The sequence below is a fragment of the Streptococcus hillyeri genome, from assembly GCF_041081565.1.
Taxonomy (GTDB): domain Bacteria; phylum Bacillota; class Bacilli; order Lactobacillales; family Streptococcaceae; genus Streptococcus; species Streptococcus hillyeri.
In genome coordinates this window covers 1,832,315-1,847,676 of sequence record NZ_CP163513.1, presented here as the reverse complement: position 1 = coordinate 1,847,676, position 15,362 = coordinate 1,832,315, and the positions used below count along the sequence as shown (strand labels likewise).

Below are 15,362 nucleotides of genomic sequence, written 5' to 3'. Positions count from 1 at the left end.
AGTTAGTGTGAGACGTTTGAGTGGCTTATATTTAGATTAGTTTTTAGAATTTATGTTGGAGTAATTTTGGGGACTGACAGACGTCTTCTGCGGGAATTAAGGAAATGCCAAGAAGTTTAGCCAGTTCTTCGTCATAGGTAAAGGTAAAGAGCTCATAAGCTGATTTCCCATTCAAAGCAGCGCGTTTCACGCTATTGACATGAGAACAGACTAGGTTGATATCGTCCTGAGTTAAGTTATCAAAAGAAGTTCCCTTTGGTAGAATATCGCGAATAAGGGAGTGATTTTTCTCAATTTTTCCTTTCTGGTCAGAGCGATTAGGGTCACAAAAGAATAGTTTAATCTCACCTCTGATATCCATCTCGATGTCATCAACTCTGGCAAATTCTCCGCCATTATCTGTAAGAATGATAGGGAAAACATCGAAGAAATTTCTATCAGCCTCATAAAGTGTGTTCTTGATGACATAGAAGTGTTTAGCGACCTCAAGAGCGGTTTTATTGTCCAGAAGTCTAGCGAAGATAAAGTTACAGAAAGACAAATTGAAGGTGAGTAATACTTTTCCGCCAACCCGTCCAATAACGGTGTCCATTTCAAGCCAAGAGGTCAGTTGTCTATGTGTCAGGTAGTTTTGGAAGTCCTCATAAGAACGCCCTTTTTTAGCTTCTTTAGGGATAGAAGGCAGGATAGATTTGCGCCTTTCTTTGAATTTTACAGCTCTAGCCAGATCAATAGGAGCGATAGAAAGGTATCCTTTACGGATGTGTCGATAGACGGTTGAGGAACTGACATCAAGGTTATGCGTTTTAAGGATGTGATAGATGTGTTGTCCCTTTTTCACACCATCAGAAATGACTTTATCCATATCCCAGAACGTTTGAGAGTTGAGAGGTGTTCCTTCTCGAGCCTCAACGAGGGTTTGTTCGTATTGTTTTTGAGCCTGTTTAGCGAGGTAGAAGATTTTCTTGTAGCCACAATTTTGTCTTCTCTTAGGACATCCGTTACAGACAAATGGGGATTTATCAATGAGAGGGCAAGGAAGCCCATCACTGGTAGAGGTTCTGACCTGTCTGTTACGTTTGACCTCTTTGGAAACGGTAGTAGGATCTTTTAGGATAGTTTGTCCAATGGCTTTGAAGGTTTCTCCACGTTCTAAGCCAAGTTGGATGTCATTGCGGTCTGAGAGGGTAAGGTGTTTATATTTTGTCATAGTAAGGACTCATTTCTAACACAAACGTCTCAGACTTAATTCCACCATAAAAATCCGTTTTAGACTAATTTCCACTTCGAAAGCTAAAGTGGAAATTACTTTGGGAAATTACCGGCAAAAGTGACTTGAAAAAAACTTAAAAAAAGTAGTTGACAAGTTATTAAAGATTTGCTAGAATATAGAAGTTGTCTCTTAGGAGAAGTCCATTGAAAACTGAACAAGACGAAGCAAGTGCGGGTTAGTGAAAATAACCTGTCAAGAAAAACAATAAGTCAGCGATGACAAAACAGTGAGTTAAGAACTCAAACTTTTAATGAGAGTTTGATCCTGGCTCAGGACGAACGCTGGCGGCGTGCCTAATACATGCAAGTAGAACGCTGAAGTCTGGTGCTTGCACTAGACGGATGAGTTGCGAACGGGTGAGTAACGCGTAGGTAACCTACCTTATAGCGGGGGATAACTATTGGAAACGATAGCTAATACCGCATAACAGGTGTTAACACATGTTAACATCTTGAAAGGGACAATTGTCTCACTATAAGATGGACCTGCGTTGTATTAGCTAGTTGGTGAGGTAACGGCTCACCAAGGCGACGATACATAGCCGACCTGAGAGGGTGATCGGCCACACTGGGACTGAGACACGGCCCAGACTCCTACGGGAGGCAGCAGTAGGGAATCTTCGGCAATGGGGGGAACCCTGACCGAGCAACGCCGCGTGAGTGAAGAAGGTTTTCGGATCGTAAAGCTCTGTTGTAAGAGAAGAACGGGTGTTAGAGTGGAAAGTTAACACTATGACGGTATCTTACCAGAAAGGGACGGCTAACTACGTGCCAGCAGCCGCGGTAATACGTAGGTCCCGAGCGTTATCCGGATTTATTGGGCGTAAAGCGAGCGCAGGCGGTTTCGTAAGTCTGAGGTCAAAGGCATTGGCTCAACCAATGTACGCCTTGGAAACTGCGGAACTTGAGTGCAGAAGGGGAGAGTGGAATTCCATGTGTAGCGGTGAAATGCGTAGATATATGGAGGAACACCGGTGGCGAAAGCGGCTCTCTGGTCTGTAACTGACGCTGAGGCTCGAAAGCGTGGGTAGCGAACAGGATTAGATACCCTGGTAGTCCACGCCGTAAACGATGAGTGCTAGGTGTTAGGCCCTTTCCGGGGCTTAGTGCCGCAGCTAACGCATTAAGCACTCCGCCTGGGGAGTACGACCGCAAGGTTGAAACTCAAAGGAATTGACGGGGGCCCGCACAAGCGGTGGAGCATGTGGTTTAATTCGAAGCAACGCGAAGAACCTTACCAGGTCTTGACATCCCTCTGACCGTCCTAGAGATAGGACTTCTCTTCGGAGCAGAGGTGACAGGTGGTGCATGGTTGTCGTCAGCTCGTGTCGTGAGATGTTGGGTTAAGTCCCGCAACGAGCGCAACCCCTATTGTTAGTTGCCATCATTAAGTTGGGCACTCTAGCGAGACTGCCGGTAATAAACCGGAGGAAGGTGGGGATGACGTCAAATCATCATGCCCCTTATGACCTGGGCTACACACGTGCTACAATGGTTGGTACAACGAGTGGCAAGCTGGTGACAGTAAGCAAATCTCTTAAAGCCAATCTCAGTTCGGATTGTAGGCTGCAACTCGCCTACATGAAGTCGGAATCGCTAGTAATCGCGGATCAGCACGCCGCGGTGAATACGTTCCCGGGCCTTGTACACACCGCCCGTCACACCACGAGAGTTTGTAACACCCGAAGTCGGTGAGGTAACCTTTTAGGAGCCAGCCGCCTAAGGTGGGATAGATGATTGGGGTGAAGTCGTAACAAGGTAGCCGTATCGGAAGGTGCGGCTGGATCACCTCCTTTCTAAGGAAATGGAAGCACTTGTAGCGTCTTGTTTAGTTTTGAGTGGTCTCAGGAAGAGACAGATGTGGGGCCTTAGCTCAGCTGGGAGAGCGCCTGCTTTGCACGCAGGAGGTCAGCGGTTCGATCCCGCTAGGCTCCATTAACATCGAAGAGATGTTAAGGATTGTCCATTGAAAATTGAATATCTATATCAAATTCCACGATTCAAGAAATTGAATTGTAAGAATAGTAACAAGAAAATAAACCGAAAACGCTGTGAATTAATGAGTTTTCTAATTTGAAAGAATTAGGTTAATAAGGTTAAGTTAATAAGGGCGCACGGTGGATGCCTTGGCACTAGAAGCCGATGAAGGACGTGACTAACGACGAAATGCTTTGGGGAGTTGTAAGTAAGCGCAGATCCAGAGATGTCCGAATGGGGGAACCCACTAACTAATGGTTAGTATCCATATCTGTTAAGGATATGAGAAGGAAGACGCAGTGAACTGAAACATCTAAGTAGCTGCAGGAAGAGAAAGCAAAAGCGATTGCCTTAGTAGCGGCGAGCGAAACGGCAGGAGGGCAAACCGAGGAGTTTACTCCTCGGGGTTGTAGGACTGCAACGTGGACTTAAAGATTATAGGAGAATTACCTGGGAAGGTAAGCCAAAGGGAGTAATAGCCTCGTATCTGAAATAGTCTTTATACCTAGCAGTATCCTGAGTACGGCGAGACACGCGAAATCTCGTCGGAATCCGGGAGGACCATCTCCCAACCCTAAATACTCTCTAGTGACCGATAGTGAACCAGTACCGTGAGGGAAAGGTGAAAAGCACCCCGGGAGGGGAGTGAAATAGAACCTGAAACCGTGTGCCTACAAGAAGTTCGAGCCCGTTAATGGGTGAGAGCGTGCCTTTTGTAGAATGAACCGGCGAGTTACGATATGAAGCGAGGTTAAGTTGAAGAGACGGAGCCGTAGGGAAACCGAGTCTTAATAGGGCGAATTAGTATCATGTCGTAGACCCGAAACCATGTGACCTACCCATGAGCAGGTTGAAGGTGCGGTAAGACGCACTGGAGGACCGAACCAGGGCACGTTGAAAAGTGCTTGGATGACTTGTGGGTAGCGGAGAAATTCCAAACGAACTTGGAGATAGCTGGTTCTCTCCGAAATAGCTTTAGGGCTAGCGTCGATGTTAAGTCTCTTGGAGGTAGAGCACTGTTTGGGTGAGGGGTCCATCTCGGATTACCAATCTCAGATAAACTCCGAATGCCAACGAGATATAATCGGCAGTCAGACTGCGAGTGCTAAGATCCGTAGTCGAAAGGGAAACAGCCCAGACCACCAGCTAAGGTCCCAAAATATATGTTAAGTGGAAAAGGATGTGGGGTTGCACAGACAACTAGGATGTTAGCTTAGAAGCAGCTATTCATTCAAAGAGTGCGTAATAGCTCACTAGTCGAGTGACCCTGCGCCGAAAATGTACCGGGGCTAAAACATATTACCGAAGCTGTGGATCCCGTAAGGGATGGTAGGAGAGCGTTCTATAGGCGACGAAGGTGTACCGTGAGGAGCGCTGGAGCGTATAGAAGTGAGAATGCCGGTATGAGTAGCGAAAGACAGGTGAGAATCCTGTCCACCGTAAGACTAAGGTTTCCAGGGGAAGGCTCGTCCGCCCTGGGTTAGTCGGGACCTAAGGAGAGACCGAAAGGTGTATCCGATGGCCAACAGGTTGATATTCCTGTACTAGTGTATATAGTGATGGAGGGACGCAGTAGGCTAACTCAACCCAGCGAATGGAAGAGCTGGGCTAAACAGTGAGGTGTGATATGAGTCAAATGCTTATATCTCTAACATTGAGCTGTGATGGGGAGCGAAGTTAAGTAGCGAAGTGAGTGACGTCACACTGCCAAGAAAAGCTTCTAGCGTTAAGTATACACTACCCGTACCGCAAACCGACACAGGTAGTCGAGGCGAGTAGCCTCAGGTGATCGAGAGAACTCTCGTTAAGGAACTCGGCAAAATGACCCCGTAACTTCGGGAGAAGGGGTGCTGACTTAAAGTCAGCCGCAGTGAATAGGCCCAAGCAACTGTTTATCAAAAACACAGCTCTCTGCTAAATCGTAAGATGATGTATAGGGGGTGACGCCTGCCCGGTGCTGGAAGGTTAAGAGGAGGGTTTAGCGGTAACGCGAAGATCTGAATTGAAGCCCCAGTAAACGGCGGCCGTAACTATAACGGTCCTAAGGTAGCGAAATTCCTTGTCGGGTAAGTTCCGACCCGCACGAAAGGCGTAATGATTTGGGCACTGTCTCAACGAGAGACTCGGTGAAATTTTAGTACCTGTGAAGATGCAGGTTACCCGCGACAGGACGGAAAGACCCCATGGAGCTTTACTGCAGTTTGATATTGAGTATCTGTACCACATGTACAGGATAGGTAGGAGCCATTGATTACGGGACGCCAGTTTCGTATGAGGCGATGTTGGGATACTACCCTTGTGTTATGGCTACTCTAACCCGGATAGGTTATCCCTATCGGAGACAGTGTCTGACGGGCAGTTTGACTGGGGCGGTCGCCTCCTAAAAGGTAACGGAGGCGCCCAAAGGTTCCCTCAGATTGGTTGGAAATCAATCGCAGAGTGTAAAGGTATAAGGGAGCTTGACTGCGAGAGCAACAACTCGAGCAGGGACGAAAGTCGGGCTTAGTGATCCGGTGGTTCCGTATGGAAGGGCCATCGCTCAACGGATAAAAGCTACCCTGGGGATAACAGGCTTATCTCCCCCAAGAGTTCACATCGACGGGGAGGTTTGGCACCTCGATGTCGGCTCGTCGCATCCTGGGGCTGTAGTCGGTCCCAAGGGTTGGGCTGTTCGCCCATTAAAGCGGCACGCGAGCTGGGTTCAGAACGTCGTGAGACAGTTCGGTCCCTATCCGTCGCGGGCGTAGGAAATTTGAGAGGATCTGCTCCTAGTACGAGAGGACCAGAGTGGACATACCGCTGGTGTACCAGTTGTCTCGCCAGAGGCATCGCTGGGTAGCTATGTATGGAAGGGATAAGCGCTGAAAGCATCTAAGTGCGAAGCCCCCCTCAAGATGAGATTTCCCATGATTTTATATCAGTAAGAGCCCTGAAAGAAGATCAGGTAGATAGGTTAGAAGTGGAAGTGTTGTGAGACATGTAGCGGACTAATACTAATAGCTCGAGGACTTATCCTAGAAATAAGAAAGTATATTGACAGCGTAGCGGTTTCTTGATAGAATATAGGTATTCAATTTTGGATGGATAATCCAAGAAGAAGTTAAGTGACGATAGCCTAGGAGATACACCTGTACCCATGCCGAACACAGCAGTTAAGTCCTAGAACGCCGGAAGTAGTTGGGAGTTGCCCCCTGTGAGATAGGGTAGTTGCTTAGCGAATCATAAGGATTCAAACAAATCCTTTGGGAGTTTAGCTCAGCTGGGAGAGCATCTGCCTTACAAGCAGAGGGTCAGCGGTTCGATCCCGTTAACTCCCATGATTAAGGAAACTTAATAGGTCCCGTAGTGTAGCGGTTATCACGTCGCCCTGTCACGGCGAAGATCGCGGGTTCGATTCCCGTCGGGACCGAAGACTCGTTAGCTCAGTTGGTAGAGCATTTGACTTTTAATCAAAGGGTCGCTGGTTCGAGCCCAGCACGGGTCATGATGCGGGTTTGGCGGAATTGGCAGACGCACCAGATTTAGGATCTGGCGCCGAAGGGCGTGGGGGTTCAAGTCCCTTAACCCGCATAGGAAATATAAGCCGGCTTAGCTCAGTTGGTAGAGCATCTGATTTGTAATCAGAGGGTCGCGTGTTCAAGTCATGTAGCCGGCATAAGTCAAAGAGATGCGAATGTAGTTCAGTGGTAGAACACCACCTTGCCAAGGTGGGGGTCGCGGGTTCGAATCCCGTCATTCGCTTGAGGCGCCGGGGTGGCGGAACTGGCAGACGCACAGGACTTAAAATCCTGCGAAGGGTAACCTTCGTACCGGTTCGATTCCGGTCCTCGGCATCAAAATTTAATAGAGCACCCTTAGCTCAATTGGATAGAGTACCTGACTACGAATCAGGCGGTTAGAGGTTCGACTCCTCTAGGGTGCATTTCGGGAAGTAGCTCAGCTTGGTAGAGTACTTGGTTTGGGACCAAGGGGTCGCAGGTTCGAATCCTGTCTTCCCGATGAAAATATGGCGGTGTAGCTCAGCTGGCTAGAGCGTCCGGTTCATACCCGGGAGGTCGGGGGTTCGATCCCCTTCGCCGCTATTTTTAATTTTAATATGGATGACTTTGGACCTTTAGCTCAACTGGTTAGAGCACTCGGCTCATAACCGAGCGGTCGTAGGTTCGAGTCCTACAAGGTCCATATATATGTTATTTTGGAGGATTACCCAAGTCCGGCTGAAGGGAACGGTCTTGAAAACCGTCAGGCGTGTAAAAGCGTGCGTGGGTTCGAATCCCACATCCTCCTTTTTATTATTAACGCGGGATGGAGCAGCTAGGTAGCTCGTCGGGCTCATAACCCGAAGGTCGTAGGTTCAAATCCTGCTCCCGCAATATAGATTAATTAGGCTCGGTAGCTCAGTTGGTAGAGCAATGGATTGAAGCTCCATGTGTCGGCGGTTCGATTCCGTCTCGCGCCATTTAGCGGGTGTAGTTTAGTGGTAAAACTACAGCCTTCCAAGCTGTTGTCGCGAGTTCGATTCTCGTCACCCGCTTTATTTAGAAATAAATAAACCAAGCATTAGCTTGGGCGCGTAGCTCAGGTGGTTAGAGCGCACGCCTGATAAGCGTGAGGTCGGTGGTTCGAGTCCACTCGTGCCCATTGTCTTTAAATATGGTCCGTTGGTCAAGGGGTTAAGACACCGCCTTTTCACGGCGGTAACACGGGTTCGAATCCCGTACGGACTATCTTAATAAAAAGCTAAGGTTATTTATAACTTTAGTTTTTTTTTTTATTTTTAAAGGGGAAGGTTCTTTGTGGCTCTTTGTCAACTGTAGAGGGTGACCGTGATTATAATACCCTAAAGGAGACGAAATTCTTTGTAGGGGAAGTTTGGAGCTGCATGAAAAACGATAACCGAATGGTGTTGTGAAGAGAAAATTGTTACCTTATAAATTAGCTTATTTTCAAGTTATTTTTGGCAAGGTTTTCTGTTTGCATTTCAGTATGAGCGAGGAAATATTCTTAGCTTTTTGACTTATACTTAACAAAAATCAAAAGTTACTTTTTTTGCTTCTTTCTAAAAAGGTGCGGACGCTCCAAAGGTCTGGGAGACCTTTGGAGGTGGGAAATAGAGTTGACAAAGTCAACATCAAAACCTCCTACGGAGTTTCATTGCTACTTTTTGAGCCTCTTTTTCGCAGTAGATGATTGGCTGTACTTGTCGACTACTAGACAGCGTCCAACCTAATCATCCTTGCGGGGGAACTACTACGAAATTGACTTTCAATTTCTGTAGTTCTCCCAAAAATCCGTTCTTATCAAGCCAATTCCCCTCGCTCTTTTATTTCTGAGCTTGGGCTAAAACTGTCCACTGGACAGTTTCACTAATAAGAATACCACCATGGCGAGAGGAGCTCTGGTAAATCAAGCCATTTATTGCTTCTTTATTTTACTTAAACTGCTAATTTTGATTTTGGATGAGTATTAAAAATGTTTTGTGCAATAAAAAAAGCAAGCCCTTTAATCATTCTTTAAAAGGAGTGATCAAAGGGCTTTTTATGGTTGAACGGATTAAAAGTTATTCGCTATCTGTTTTTTGATATTTGTTTGCGATAGTTTGTATTTCATTGAGGTGGGCTTGCAGGTCATTGTTAAAGACTTGGAATTTATAATTTAGGTCTTTTGTGATATCTTTGAGGACAAGCTTTTGGTCTTGAATGGTGGACAGACTTTGTTTGATTTTTGTCAGGCTATCTTTTGATTGGTTTAGGTTTTCGTTAGTGTTGTTTAATTCGGTGAGAATTTGTTCTTTTTTTGAGAAGAGTAGAACAGTGCCTGCTGCTAATAGGCTTGAGATAATAAAAGGTTTTGCTTTCATGCTCGGACCTCTTGGGCTATTTGCTCTGCCATTTTTCCTAAAATATTAAAATCTGGTTCATGAACGCTGTATGTGATGTTAATGCCATCGTTTTCGCTGTAGCGTGGGACAAGGTGAACATGGGCATGGAAAACGGTTTGTCCTGCAATAGGTTCATTGTTATTGATAATGTTCATGGCTGGCGCATCCATAGCTTTTTGGACGGCACGGGCAATTTTTGGAACACGTGAAAATAGGACACTTGCAGTAGATTCTGACATATCAAGGATATTTCTAACATGTTCTTTAGGAATGACGAGAGTGTGGCCTGGAGTTGTTTGAGAAATATCTAGAAATGCTAGAACTTCTTGGTCTTCGTATACTTTACATGAAGGAATTTCTCCAGCAATAATGTTACAAAAAATGCAATCTGTCATTTGTTTTCCCCTTATGTCTCTATTTTTGGTATAATCAATTATATCAAAAAAGATGAGAGAAATGAATGTTAAAACTTGAAAACGTGACAGGGGGCTACGTTAATCTTCCTGTATTGAAAAAATTAAACTTTGAAGTTAAAGATGGTGAATTGGTTGGACTTATTGGTCTTAATGGTGCTGGTAAGTCAACGACAATTAATGAGATTATTGGTCTGTTAACGCCATATGAGGGGCGTATTTCGATTGATGGTGTGACCTTGGCAGATAATTTGGTTGAGTATCGAAAAAAACTTGGTTTTATTCCCGAGACGCCAAGTCTTTATGAGGAGTTGACACTGCGTGAGCATATTGAAACGATTGCTATGGCTTATGATATTGCTGTAGATGTTGCTTTAAAACGAGCAGAGCCTCTGCTTGAAACGTTTCGTTTAACGGATAAACTGGATTGGTTTCCAACGCAGTTTTCTAAGGGGATGAAACAAAAAGTTTCTTCCACTTCTTTTATGCCTACTTCCAATTTTTAAAATGGTAATCGAAGGTTATGATTATCTGTGCTCTTATTGTAGAGCCCGCTTTATTGATTGTTGATGAGCCATTCTTGGGACTTGATCCACTGGCAATCAATGATTTGATAGCCCTTTTGGATGAGGAAAAGAAAAAGGGAACGTCAATTTTGATGTCAACTCATGTTTTGGATTCGGCTGAAAAGATGTGTGACCGTTTTGTGATTTTGCACAAGGGCGAGGTTAGGGCTCAAGGAGCTTTATCTGATTTGCGAGAGACTTTTGGCGATGATAGTGCTTCGCTCAATGATATTTATATGGCGCTGACTAAAGAGGTTTGAGATGAAAGAAATGTTTGTGAAACGTAGACAGGCTTTTCATAGTCGATGTCTCAAATACCTTAAATATGTTCTCAATGATCATTTTGTTATTGTTTTACTTTTTTTAGTTGGCTTTCTGCTATTTCAATATAGCCAGTTGTTGAAACATTTTCCAACTCAACCTCTAGGACTTATTTTGGTTCTGTCCGTCTTGATTGTAGGTGGGTTACCATTAGGAACTATCGCTACTTTTTTAGAGCCGGCTGACCAAGTGTTTGTATTGGCAAAAGAGGGTGAAATCGTTGACTGGATTAAAGAAGCAGCTCAACGCTCTTTTATCCTATGGGGGGCTTTGCAAGTTGTTTTCTTGCTAGTTTTGTATCCTATTTTTGTGGCCTTGCATTTTCCACTTTGGGGATTTGTTGTTCTGGTAGCTGTTTTAGTTACACTTAAGTTTTTCATCTTTCAGTATAAGCTAAATCACTTTGTTAGCGGGACTGGTAGGCTTAATTGGAAACTTACTATTGTAGCTGAGCAGAAGCGGCAACAGTCTATTTTGAAATTTTTTGCTCTGTTTACGACGGTTAAAGGTATTTCAAGTGCAGTGAAGCGAAGAGCTTATTTGGATAAATTAACTGTCGTTGTGGCTAAACAGTCAGCGCAGACATGGCATAATCTTTACTTGAGGGCTTTTTTGCGGTCAGGTGATTATCTGGGTTTGACAATTAGACTCGTCGTTTTAGCTGTTTTAAGTTTGCTTTTTGTGAAGGTGAATTGGTTAGCGGTAGGTCTAGCTTTTCTTTTCACGTATCTCTTAGCCTTTCAGCTTTTAGCTTTATATAAGCATTATGATTATCAGTATATGACAGCATTTTTCCCACTTGCAGGGAACCTTAAAAAGCGAAACTTATTGTTGTTTTTAAGACGCCTCATCTATGGGATAACTGTAGTGGAAATGGCTTGTGCTGGTAATCCAAAGTATGCTGCCCTGCTATTATGTTTAAATATTACCCTTGTCGAGGGATATTTGCGCTATAAAGTGAAGAAGATGATTGACTAGAGGCTTGAAAACAAGTAAAATAATAAGGAATGACTAGTAAAAAGGAGGGTTAAGGTGATTACTACAGATAAAGACTTAACCTTAAAACCATTGATGGGGAAAAGTGGGCAGGCTTTCATGGGAGAGTATCCTAATGGGGAGCGTGTTTTTGTCAAATTAAATACGACACCAATTTTGGCTGCTTTGGCTAAGGAACAAATCACACCACAATTGCTATGGGCAAAACGTACGGCGGGTGGTGACATGATGAGTGCTCAGGAATGGTTAAATGGGCGTCTTTTAAATAAAGCAGATATGAATAGTAAGCAGATTGCCCAAATTCTTTTACAGTTGCATCGTTCAAAAGCCCTAGTTAATCAATTGTTACAGTTGAATTATAGTATTGAAAATCCATTTGAGCTGTTACAAGATTGGGATAGGAATGCTCCAATGCAGTTGCGTCAAAATACGTATTTGCAGTCAATCGTAACGGAGTTAAAGAAGAATCTTCCTGATTTTAATCCTGAATTGGCGACAATTGTTCATGGTGATGTTCGTCATAGCAACTGGGTTATTACGACAAGTGGGCTTGTTTATTTGGTCGACTGGGATTCGGTACGGTTGACAGATCGTATGTATGATGTCGCTCATATTTTAAGTCATTATATTCCTTATAGTCGTTGGGCAGAATGGCTGAGCTACTATGGTTATAAAAATAATGACCTGGTTAAAAAGAAGATTTATTGGTACGGGCAGCTGTCTTACTTATCACAGATTTTAAAATTCTACGAAGGTTATGATATGGAGCATGTCAACCGCGAAATCTATGAATTACGTCAGTTTAGGGATTTATTTTAGAAAGAGATTATGAGAGTTAGAAAACGTAAGGGTGCAGAAGAGCATTTACAAAATCATTCTCAGTATGTGATTTTAACGCCAGAGGCTTCTAAGGGACGCTGGCATGAAGTTTTTGGAAATGATAATCCGATTCATATCGAAGTTGGTTCTGGTAAGGGTGGGTTTATCACAGGAATGGCGCTTCAAAATCCAGATATTAACTATATTGGTATTGATATTCAGCTATCCGTATTGAGCTATGCTTTGGATAAGGTGCTGGAAAGCGGTGCTCAAAACGTTAAGTTGCTTCGCGTTGATGGTTCGAGTTTGACGAATTATTTTGAAGATGGTGAAGTGAGTTTGATGTATTTAAACTTTTCTGATCCATGGCCTAAGACCAAGCATGAAAAACGTCGTTTGACTTACAAAACATTCTTGGACACTTATAAGCAGATTCTTCCTGAAAATGGAGAAATTCATTTCAAAACGGATAATAGAGGGTTGTTTGAATACAGTTTAGCAAGTTTCTCTCAGTATGGTATGGTTTTGAATAAGGTCTGGTTGGACTTGCATGCTGATGAGTCTTTTGAGGGAAATGTTATGACAGAATATGAGAAAAAATTCTCGGATAAAGGTCAGGTTATTTACCGCGTGGAGGCTAGATTTTAAGCATCAAATGCAGTGTTTGGGAAATAAATCATTCAGATCATACTGTTGAATATGTTATAATAAGGGAGAGCTTAGCTCTCCAAGGTGGAGAGGTCGCATAGTGGCCGAGTGCGCACGCTTGGAAAGCGTGTAGTCCTTAACGGGGCTCGGGGGTTCGAATCCCCTCCTCTCCTTTTATCCTATTGATTTCATGGGCTTTAACGGGGTTTCACCCGTTTTTCACCCGTCAAAATTCAAGTTTTGAAAAATTTCTTTTACCCTGTCATCGTTTTTATTCTTCAGTGTTTCAATCTGGTGAGCATAAACTTTGAGGGTGATGTTAAGATTTTCATGACCTAGTAATTTGGAGACTGAAATTAAATCCACGCCCTGAGCGATTAAATAAGAGGCGTAGGAGTGCCTTAGAGAGTGATTGGTTAGATTTCTACCAGTCACTCTTTTTATGACCTTATTAGTGGCGTTATTGGACGCTCCGTAGCAGACACGATTAAGGTCATTAGGTTGATAATGGTTATTCAAATAGTAGCGGACTATATCCATTGTTTTTTGAGAGACTGGAAGTTGTCTTTTTGATTGTTCATTCTTCGTTGGTCCGAAGTCTTGAGAGATAGAATAGTCAAAAGTTTTATTTACATCAATGTAGTTGTTCTGGAAATCGAAGTCATCGGGTGTCAGTCCCTCAGCTTCAGCGTAACGCATACCAGTAACGGCAATGAGATAAGTTGTAAAATAGGATACATACTTGATTTTGTTTGAAGATACTTTGATATAGTTAAGGTATTCATCTTCTTCCATAAACTTATCAGATTCTTGCTTACCAGTCTTTTGTGCTTTTATTATTGCACCTTCAGCAAAGTTATCACGAATGATTCCATCACGTATCGCCATCTTGCAAGCACCTTTAATCTGGTAATGGAATTTTTCTAAAGTCGATTGAGCAACTTTTTCCCCGAAGCTGTTGATAATCTGTTGATAAAAGGTATGGGTGATACTTTTTAGCTTGCGATCACCAAACAATTTTTCTATGTGTTTAAAATTCTTTTTGTAAGTTTGCCATGTTTTGGGTGTAACATGAGGGCGTTTGTAGATATCAGCCCAGCGTTTATTATAATCTAAGACTGTAATATCCAGTAAATCAGCAGTAAGTGTATTCAATTCTAACTCTGCTTGTTGAGCTGCAGCTTTAGCTAGATTCTTGGTTTTAAAACCACGTTTGGACTTCTCACGTTTCTTACCGTGGATATCTCGGTAAGTAATACGATATTCCCAACCAGAGTCTAGTTTTCGATAAAATGCCATTGTAAAATACCTCATTTCTTGGTAAAATGGGTACAGTAAAGAGGGCCATTTAATGCCTATTCTTTATTGTACGAGATACCTCACACTCAAGCTTGCCGGCGGAGAGTGTGGGGATTTTTTGTTTAATTATCAATTTCACGTTTCATTTTTCTGTTTAAAATACCACTTTCTTTAGCAAGAGTAGTATCGTCTTCTGATTTTACATAAAGTGCAGGAGAGTTAGATTCCATGCTATAACCGTTGTCGATTATCCATTGAGTGAATAGATTTTCCTTGACATTAAATAATGTATCAGCGATTTCTTGAATTTCTGCATTTGTACTATACTTGATATCTTGTGGAACATATACATAAACAATGTTGCCACCGACAGCTCGGCTGTTTACTTGCATACCCGCTGAAGAAAGCTGTTCATTCATTCTATCTTTTAGGTAATTCGCAAATTGGGCGTTTGCTTCATCGGTATATTCTAACAGCTTACTTTCTGTAGTTTCTGCTACAGTTGTTGTTTCTGTTGTAGTAGTAGGGATCGTTGTTGTTTCTGTTGTAGTGGTTTCTAAAGTAACTTGTGTAGCCTGCCCATTTGATTGTTTGATATTATCTTTTGTAACTCCGAATAAAATAAACGATATAATAGCTAGCGCTATTGAACCTAGCAACATTTTTGTATTAGGTTGTTTTTTTATAAACCACCATATACCGAATAAACCAACCAAAACTAATGCTGTAGCAACATTGTTAATAAAATCTAACATTTCAATCTCCTTTTTTTGCTTTTAACGTGGTTCATTTTTTACACGTATTTTTTTATTTTTAGTTTACCAATTTATAAAATTCTTCTTTCACTATTGCTTCATCTGCAATGGTTTTTAGTTTGTATTTTTCCATAAAGTGGACGTAGTTAAAATCTTTATGATCATCCATATTTTCTAGCTCTTCCTTTAGTAGATGGTGTATCATATTTCTGTCTGCTTGGAGTTCGCAACGCTCACGATTGAACTCGTAATCAGTTTTGGTATGATGTTTGTGACCCAGTTCGTGGTAAGTGACCTTCTTTTTTTCTAGGTCGTCAAGGTAGACGTCAATAAAGATTGTATCAATTGGTTTATTATAGACACCCTTGATACCGGTGTCTCTGCCATCAAAGTAGGCAATTTGGGTCATGTAGCA

The 15,362-nt window shown here is 42.9% G+C and carries 9 protein-coding genes, 19 tRNA genes, 3 rRNA genes and 1 pseudogene; 26 read left to right on the top strand and 6 right to left on the bottom strand.

Annotated features, from left to right (window positions below; genetic code table 11):
* Positions 1-43 precede the first annotated feature (43 nt).
* Positions 44-1,210 carry an IS30 family transposase gene (locus tag AB6M99_RS09125; protein WP_369350352.1) on the bottom strand — a complete coding sequence of 389 codons (1,167 nt, stop codon included), beginning with the start codon at positions 1,208-1,210 and terminating at the stop codon, positions 44-46.
* Between the two features lie 309 nt (positions 1,211-1,519).
* Here AB6M99_RS09125 and AB6M99_RS09120 point away from each other — a divergent pair.
* From AB6M99_RS09120 to AB6M99_RS09020, 21 genes are all read left to right on the top strand, one after another.
* Positions 1,520-3,068: ribosomal RNA gene (locus AB6M99_RS09120) — 16S ribosomal RNA — on the top strand.
* Positions 3,069-3,134: 66 nt separating this feature from the next.
* Positions 3,135-3,207 (top strand) — tRNA-Ala (locus AB6M99_RS09115).
* A 159-nt stretch (positions 3,208-3,366) separates the two neighbouring features.
* Positions 3,367-6,266: ribosomal RNA gene (locus AB6M99_RS09110) — 23S ribosomal RNA — on the top strand.
* A gap of 83 nt (positions 6,267-6,349) precedes the next feature.
* A 5S ribosomal RNA gene (gene rrf / locus AB6M99_RS09105) occupies positions 6,350-6,465 on the top strand.
* The 16S, 23S and 5S rRNA genes sit together here with 18 tRNA genes alongside, the layout of an rRNA operon.
* Before the next feature lie 28 nt (positions 6,466-6,493).
* Positions 6,494-6,566: transfer RNA gene (locus AB6M99_RS09100), tRNA-Val, on the top strand.
* Between the two features lie 19 nt (positions 6,567-6,585).
* Positions 6,586-6,658 (top strand) — tRNA-Asp (locus tag AB6M99_RS09095).
* Positions 6,659-6,660: 2 nt separating this feature from the next.
* Positions 6,661-6,733 (top strand) — tRNA-Lys (locus AB6M99_RS09090).
* 4 nt (positions 6,734-6,737) lie between these two features.
* Positions 6,738-6,819: transfer RNA gene (locus AB6M99_RS09085), tRNA-Leu, on the top strand.
* 12 nt (positions 6,820-6,831) lie between these two features.
* A tRNA-Thr gene (locus AB6M99_RS09080) sits at positions 6,832-6,904 on the top strand.
* A gap of 14 nt (positions 6,905-6,918) precedes the next feature.
* Positions 6,919-6,990: transfer RNA gene (locus AB6M99_RS09075), tRNA-Gly, on the top strand.
* Positions 6,991-6,996: 6 nt separating this feature from the next.
* Positions 6,997-7,082: transfer RNA gene (locus AB6M99_RS09070), tRNA-Leu, on the top strand.
* Positions 7,083-7,097: 15 nt separating this feature from the next.
* Positions 7,098-7,171: transfer RNA gene (locus tag AB6M99_RS09065), tRNA-Arg, on the top strand.
* Between the two features lie 3 nt (positions 7,172-7,174).
* Positions 7,175-7,248, top strand: a tRNA-Pro gene (locus AB6M99_RS09060).
* A 9-nt stretch (positions 7,249-7,257) separates the two neighbouring features.
* Positions 7,258-7,331 (top strand) — tRNA-Met (locus AB6M99_RS09055).
* A gap of 26 nt (positions 7,332-7,357) precedes the next feature.
* Positions 7,358-7,431: transfer RNA gene (locus tag AB6M99_RS09050), tRNA-Ile, on the top strand.
* 15 nt (positions 7,432-7,446) lie between these two features.
* Positions 7,447-7,536, top strand: a tRNA-Ser gene (locus AB6M99_RS09045).
* 12 nt (positions 7,537-7,548) lie between these two features.
* Positions 7,549-7,622: transfer RNA gene (locus AB6M99_RS09040), tRNA-Met, on the top strand.
* A 13-nt stretch (positions 7,623-7,635) separates the two neighbouring features.
* Positions 7,636-7,708, top strand: a tRNA-Phe gene (locus AB6M99_RS09035).
* 4 nt (positions 7,709-7,712) lie between these two features.
* Positions 7,713-7,783, top strand: a tRNA-Gly gene (locus tag AB6M99_RS09030).
* Positions 7,784-7,816: 33 nt separating this feature from the next.
* Positions 7,817-7,890: transfer RNA gene (locus tag AB6M99_RS09025), tRNA-Ile, on the top strand.
* A 14-nt stretch (positions 7,891-7,904) separates the two neighbouring features.
* A tRNA-Glu gene (locus AB6M99_RS09020) sits at positions 7,905-7,976 on the top strand.
* A gap of 833 nt (positions 7,977-8,809) precedes the next feature.
* Here the strand turns inward: AB6M99_RS09020 and AB6M99_RS09015 are convergent.
* Positions 8,810-9,109 carry a hypothetical protein gene (locus AB6M99_RS09015; RefSeq protein ID WP_121836041.1) on the bottom strand — a complete coding sequence of 100 codons (300 nt, stop codon included), beginning with the start codon at positions 9,107-9,109 and terminating at the stop codon, positions 8,810-8,812.
* On the bottom strand, positions 9,106-9,525 hold the full coding sequence (locus AB6M99_RS09010; RefSeq protein ID WP_121836042.1) for an HIT family protein: 420 nt from the start codon (positions 9,523-9,525) through the stop codon (positions 9,106-9,108). Before AB6M99_RS09010 ends, AB6M99_RS09015 begins: the two co-directional genes overlap by 4 nt.
* A 65-nt stretch (positions 9,526-9,590) precedes the next feature.
* Between AB6M99_RS09010 and AB6M99_RS09005 the strand changes: the two are divergent.
* The 5 genes and pseudogenes from AB6M99_RS09005 to AB6M99_RS08985 all read left to right on the top strand — a co-directional run bounded on the left by AB6M99_RS09005 (position 9,591) and on the right by AB6M99_RS08985 (position 13,066).
* Positions 9,591-10,369, top strand: a pseudogene (locus AB6M99_RS09005) (ABC transporter ATP-binding protein).
* A 1-nt stretch (position 10,370) separates the two neighbouring features.
* Positions 10,371-11,408: an ABC transporter permease gene (locus AB6M99_RS09000; RefSeq protein ID WP_121836044.1), complete on the top strand. Its 1,038-nt coding sequence runs from the start codon at positions 10,371-10,373 to the stop codon at positions 11,406-11,408.
* Between the two features lie 54 nt (positions 11,409-11,462).
* Positions 11,463-12,245 carry a cell cycle regulator CcrZ gene (ccrZ, locus tag AB6M99_RS08995; protein WP_369350607.1) on the top strand — a complete coding sequence of 261 codons (783 nt, stop codon included), beginning with the start codon at positions 11,463-11,465 and terminating at the stop codon, positions 12,243-12,245.
* 9 nt (positions 12,246-12,254) lie between these two features.
* Positions 12,255-12,893, top strand: coding sequence for a tRNA (guanosine(46)-N7)-methyltransferase TrmB (trmB, locus tag AB6M99_RS08990; RefSeq protein WP_121836046.1), 639 nt, complete (start codon positions 12,255-12,257; stop codon positions 12,891-12,893).
* 86 nt (positions 12,894-12,979) lie between these two features.
* Positions 12,980-13,066 (top strand) — tRNA-Ser (locus AB6M99_RS08985).
* Positions 13,067-13,112: 46 nt separating this feature from the next.
* On the opposite strand, the gene AB6M99_RS08980 is transcribed toward AB6M99_RS08985, so the two are convergent.
* The 3 genes from AB6M99_RS08980 to AB6M99_RS08970 all read right to left on the bottom strand — a co-directional run bounded on the left by AB6M99_RS08980 (position 13,113) and on the right by AB6M99_RS08970 (position 15,356).
* Positions 13,113-14,192 carry a tyrosine-type recombinase/integrase gene (locus AB6M99_RS08980; protein ID WP_369350605.1) on the bottom strand — a complete coding sequence of 360 codons (1,080 nt, stop codon included), beginning with the start codon at positions 14,190-14,192 and terminating at the stop codon, positions 13,113-13,115.
* A gap of 122 nt (positions 14,193-14,314) precedes the next feature.
* A complete protein-coding gene (locus AB6M99_RS08975; protein ID WP_369350604.1) occupies positions 14,315-14,947 on the bottom strand; it encodes a hypothetical protein in 633 nt (210 codons plus the stop codon).
* 58 nt (positions 14,948-15,005) lie between these two features.
* A complete protein-coding gene (locus AB6M99_RS08970) occupies positions 15,006-15,356 on the bottom strand; it encodes an ImmA/IrrE family metallo-endopeptidase (protein ID WP_369350603.1) in 351 nt (116 codons plus the stop codon).
* Between the last annotated feature and the right edge of the window lie 6 nt (positions 15,357-15,362).

What these genes read in the sequence shown, in the direction of transcription:
- trmB (WP_121836046.1), top strand. Translation starts at nt 12,255, where the DNA reads ATGAGAGTTAGAAAACGTAAGGGTGCAGAAGAGCATTTACAAAATCAT.
- AB6M99_RS09125 (WP_369350352.1), bottom strand. Translation starts at nt 1,210, where the DNA reads ATGACAAAATATAAACACCTTACCCTCTCAGACCGCAATGACATCCAA.
- AB6M99_RS08975 (WP_369350604.1), bottom strand. Translation starts at nt 14,947, where the DNA reads ATGTTAGATTTTATTAACAATGTTGCTACAGCATTAGTTTTGGTTGGT.
- AB6M99_RS08980 (WP_369350605.1), bottom strand. Translation starts at nt 14,192, where the DNA reads ATGGCATTTTATCGAAAACTAGACTCTGGTTGGGAATATCGTATTACT.
- AB6M99_RS09000 (WP_121836044.1), top strand. Translation starts at nt 10,371, where the DNA reads ATGAAAGAAATGTTTGTGAAACGTAGACAGGCTTTTCATAGTCGATGT.
- AB6M99_RS08970 (WP_369350603.1), bottom strand. Translation starts at nt 15,356, where the DNA reads ATGACCCAAATTGCCTACTTTGATGGCAGAGACACCGGTATCAAGGGT.
- AB6M99_RS09015 (WP_121836041.1), bottom strand. Translation starts at nt 9,109, where the DNA reads ATGAAAGCAAAACCTTTTATTATCTCAAGCCTATTAGCAGCAGGCACT.
- AB6M99_RS09010 (WP_121836042.1), bottom strand. Translation starts at nt 9,525, where the DNA reads ATGACAGATTGCATTTTTTGTAACATTATTGCTGGAGAAATTCCTTCA.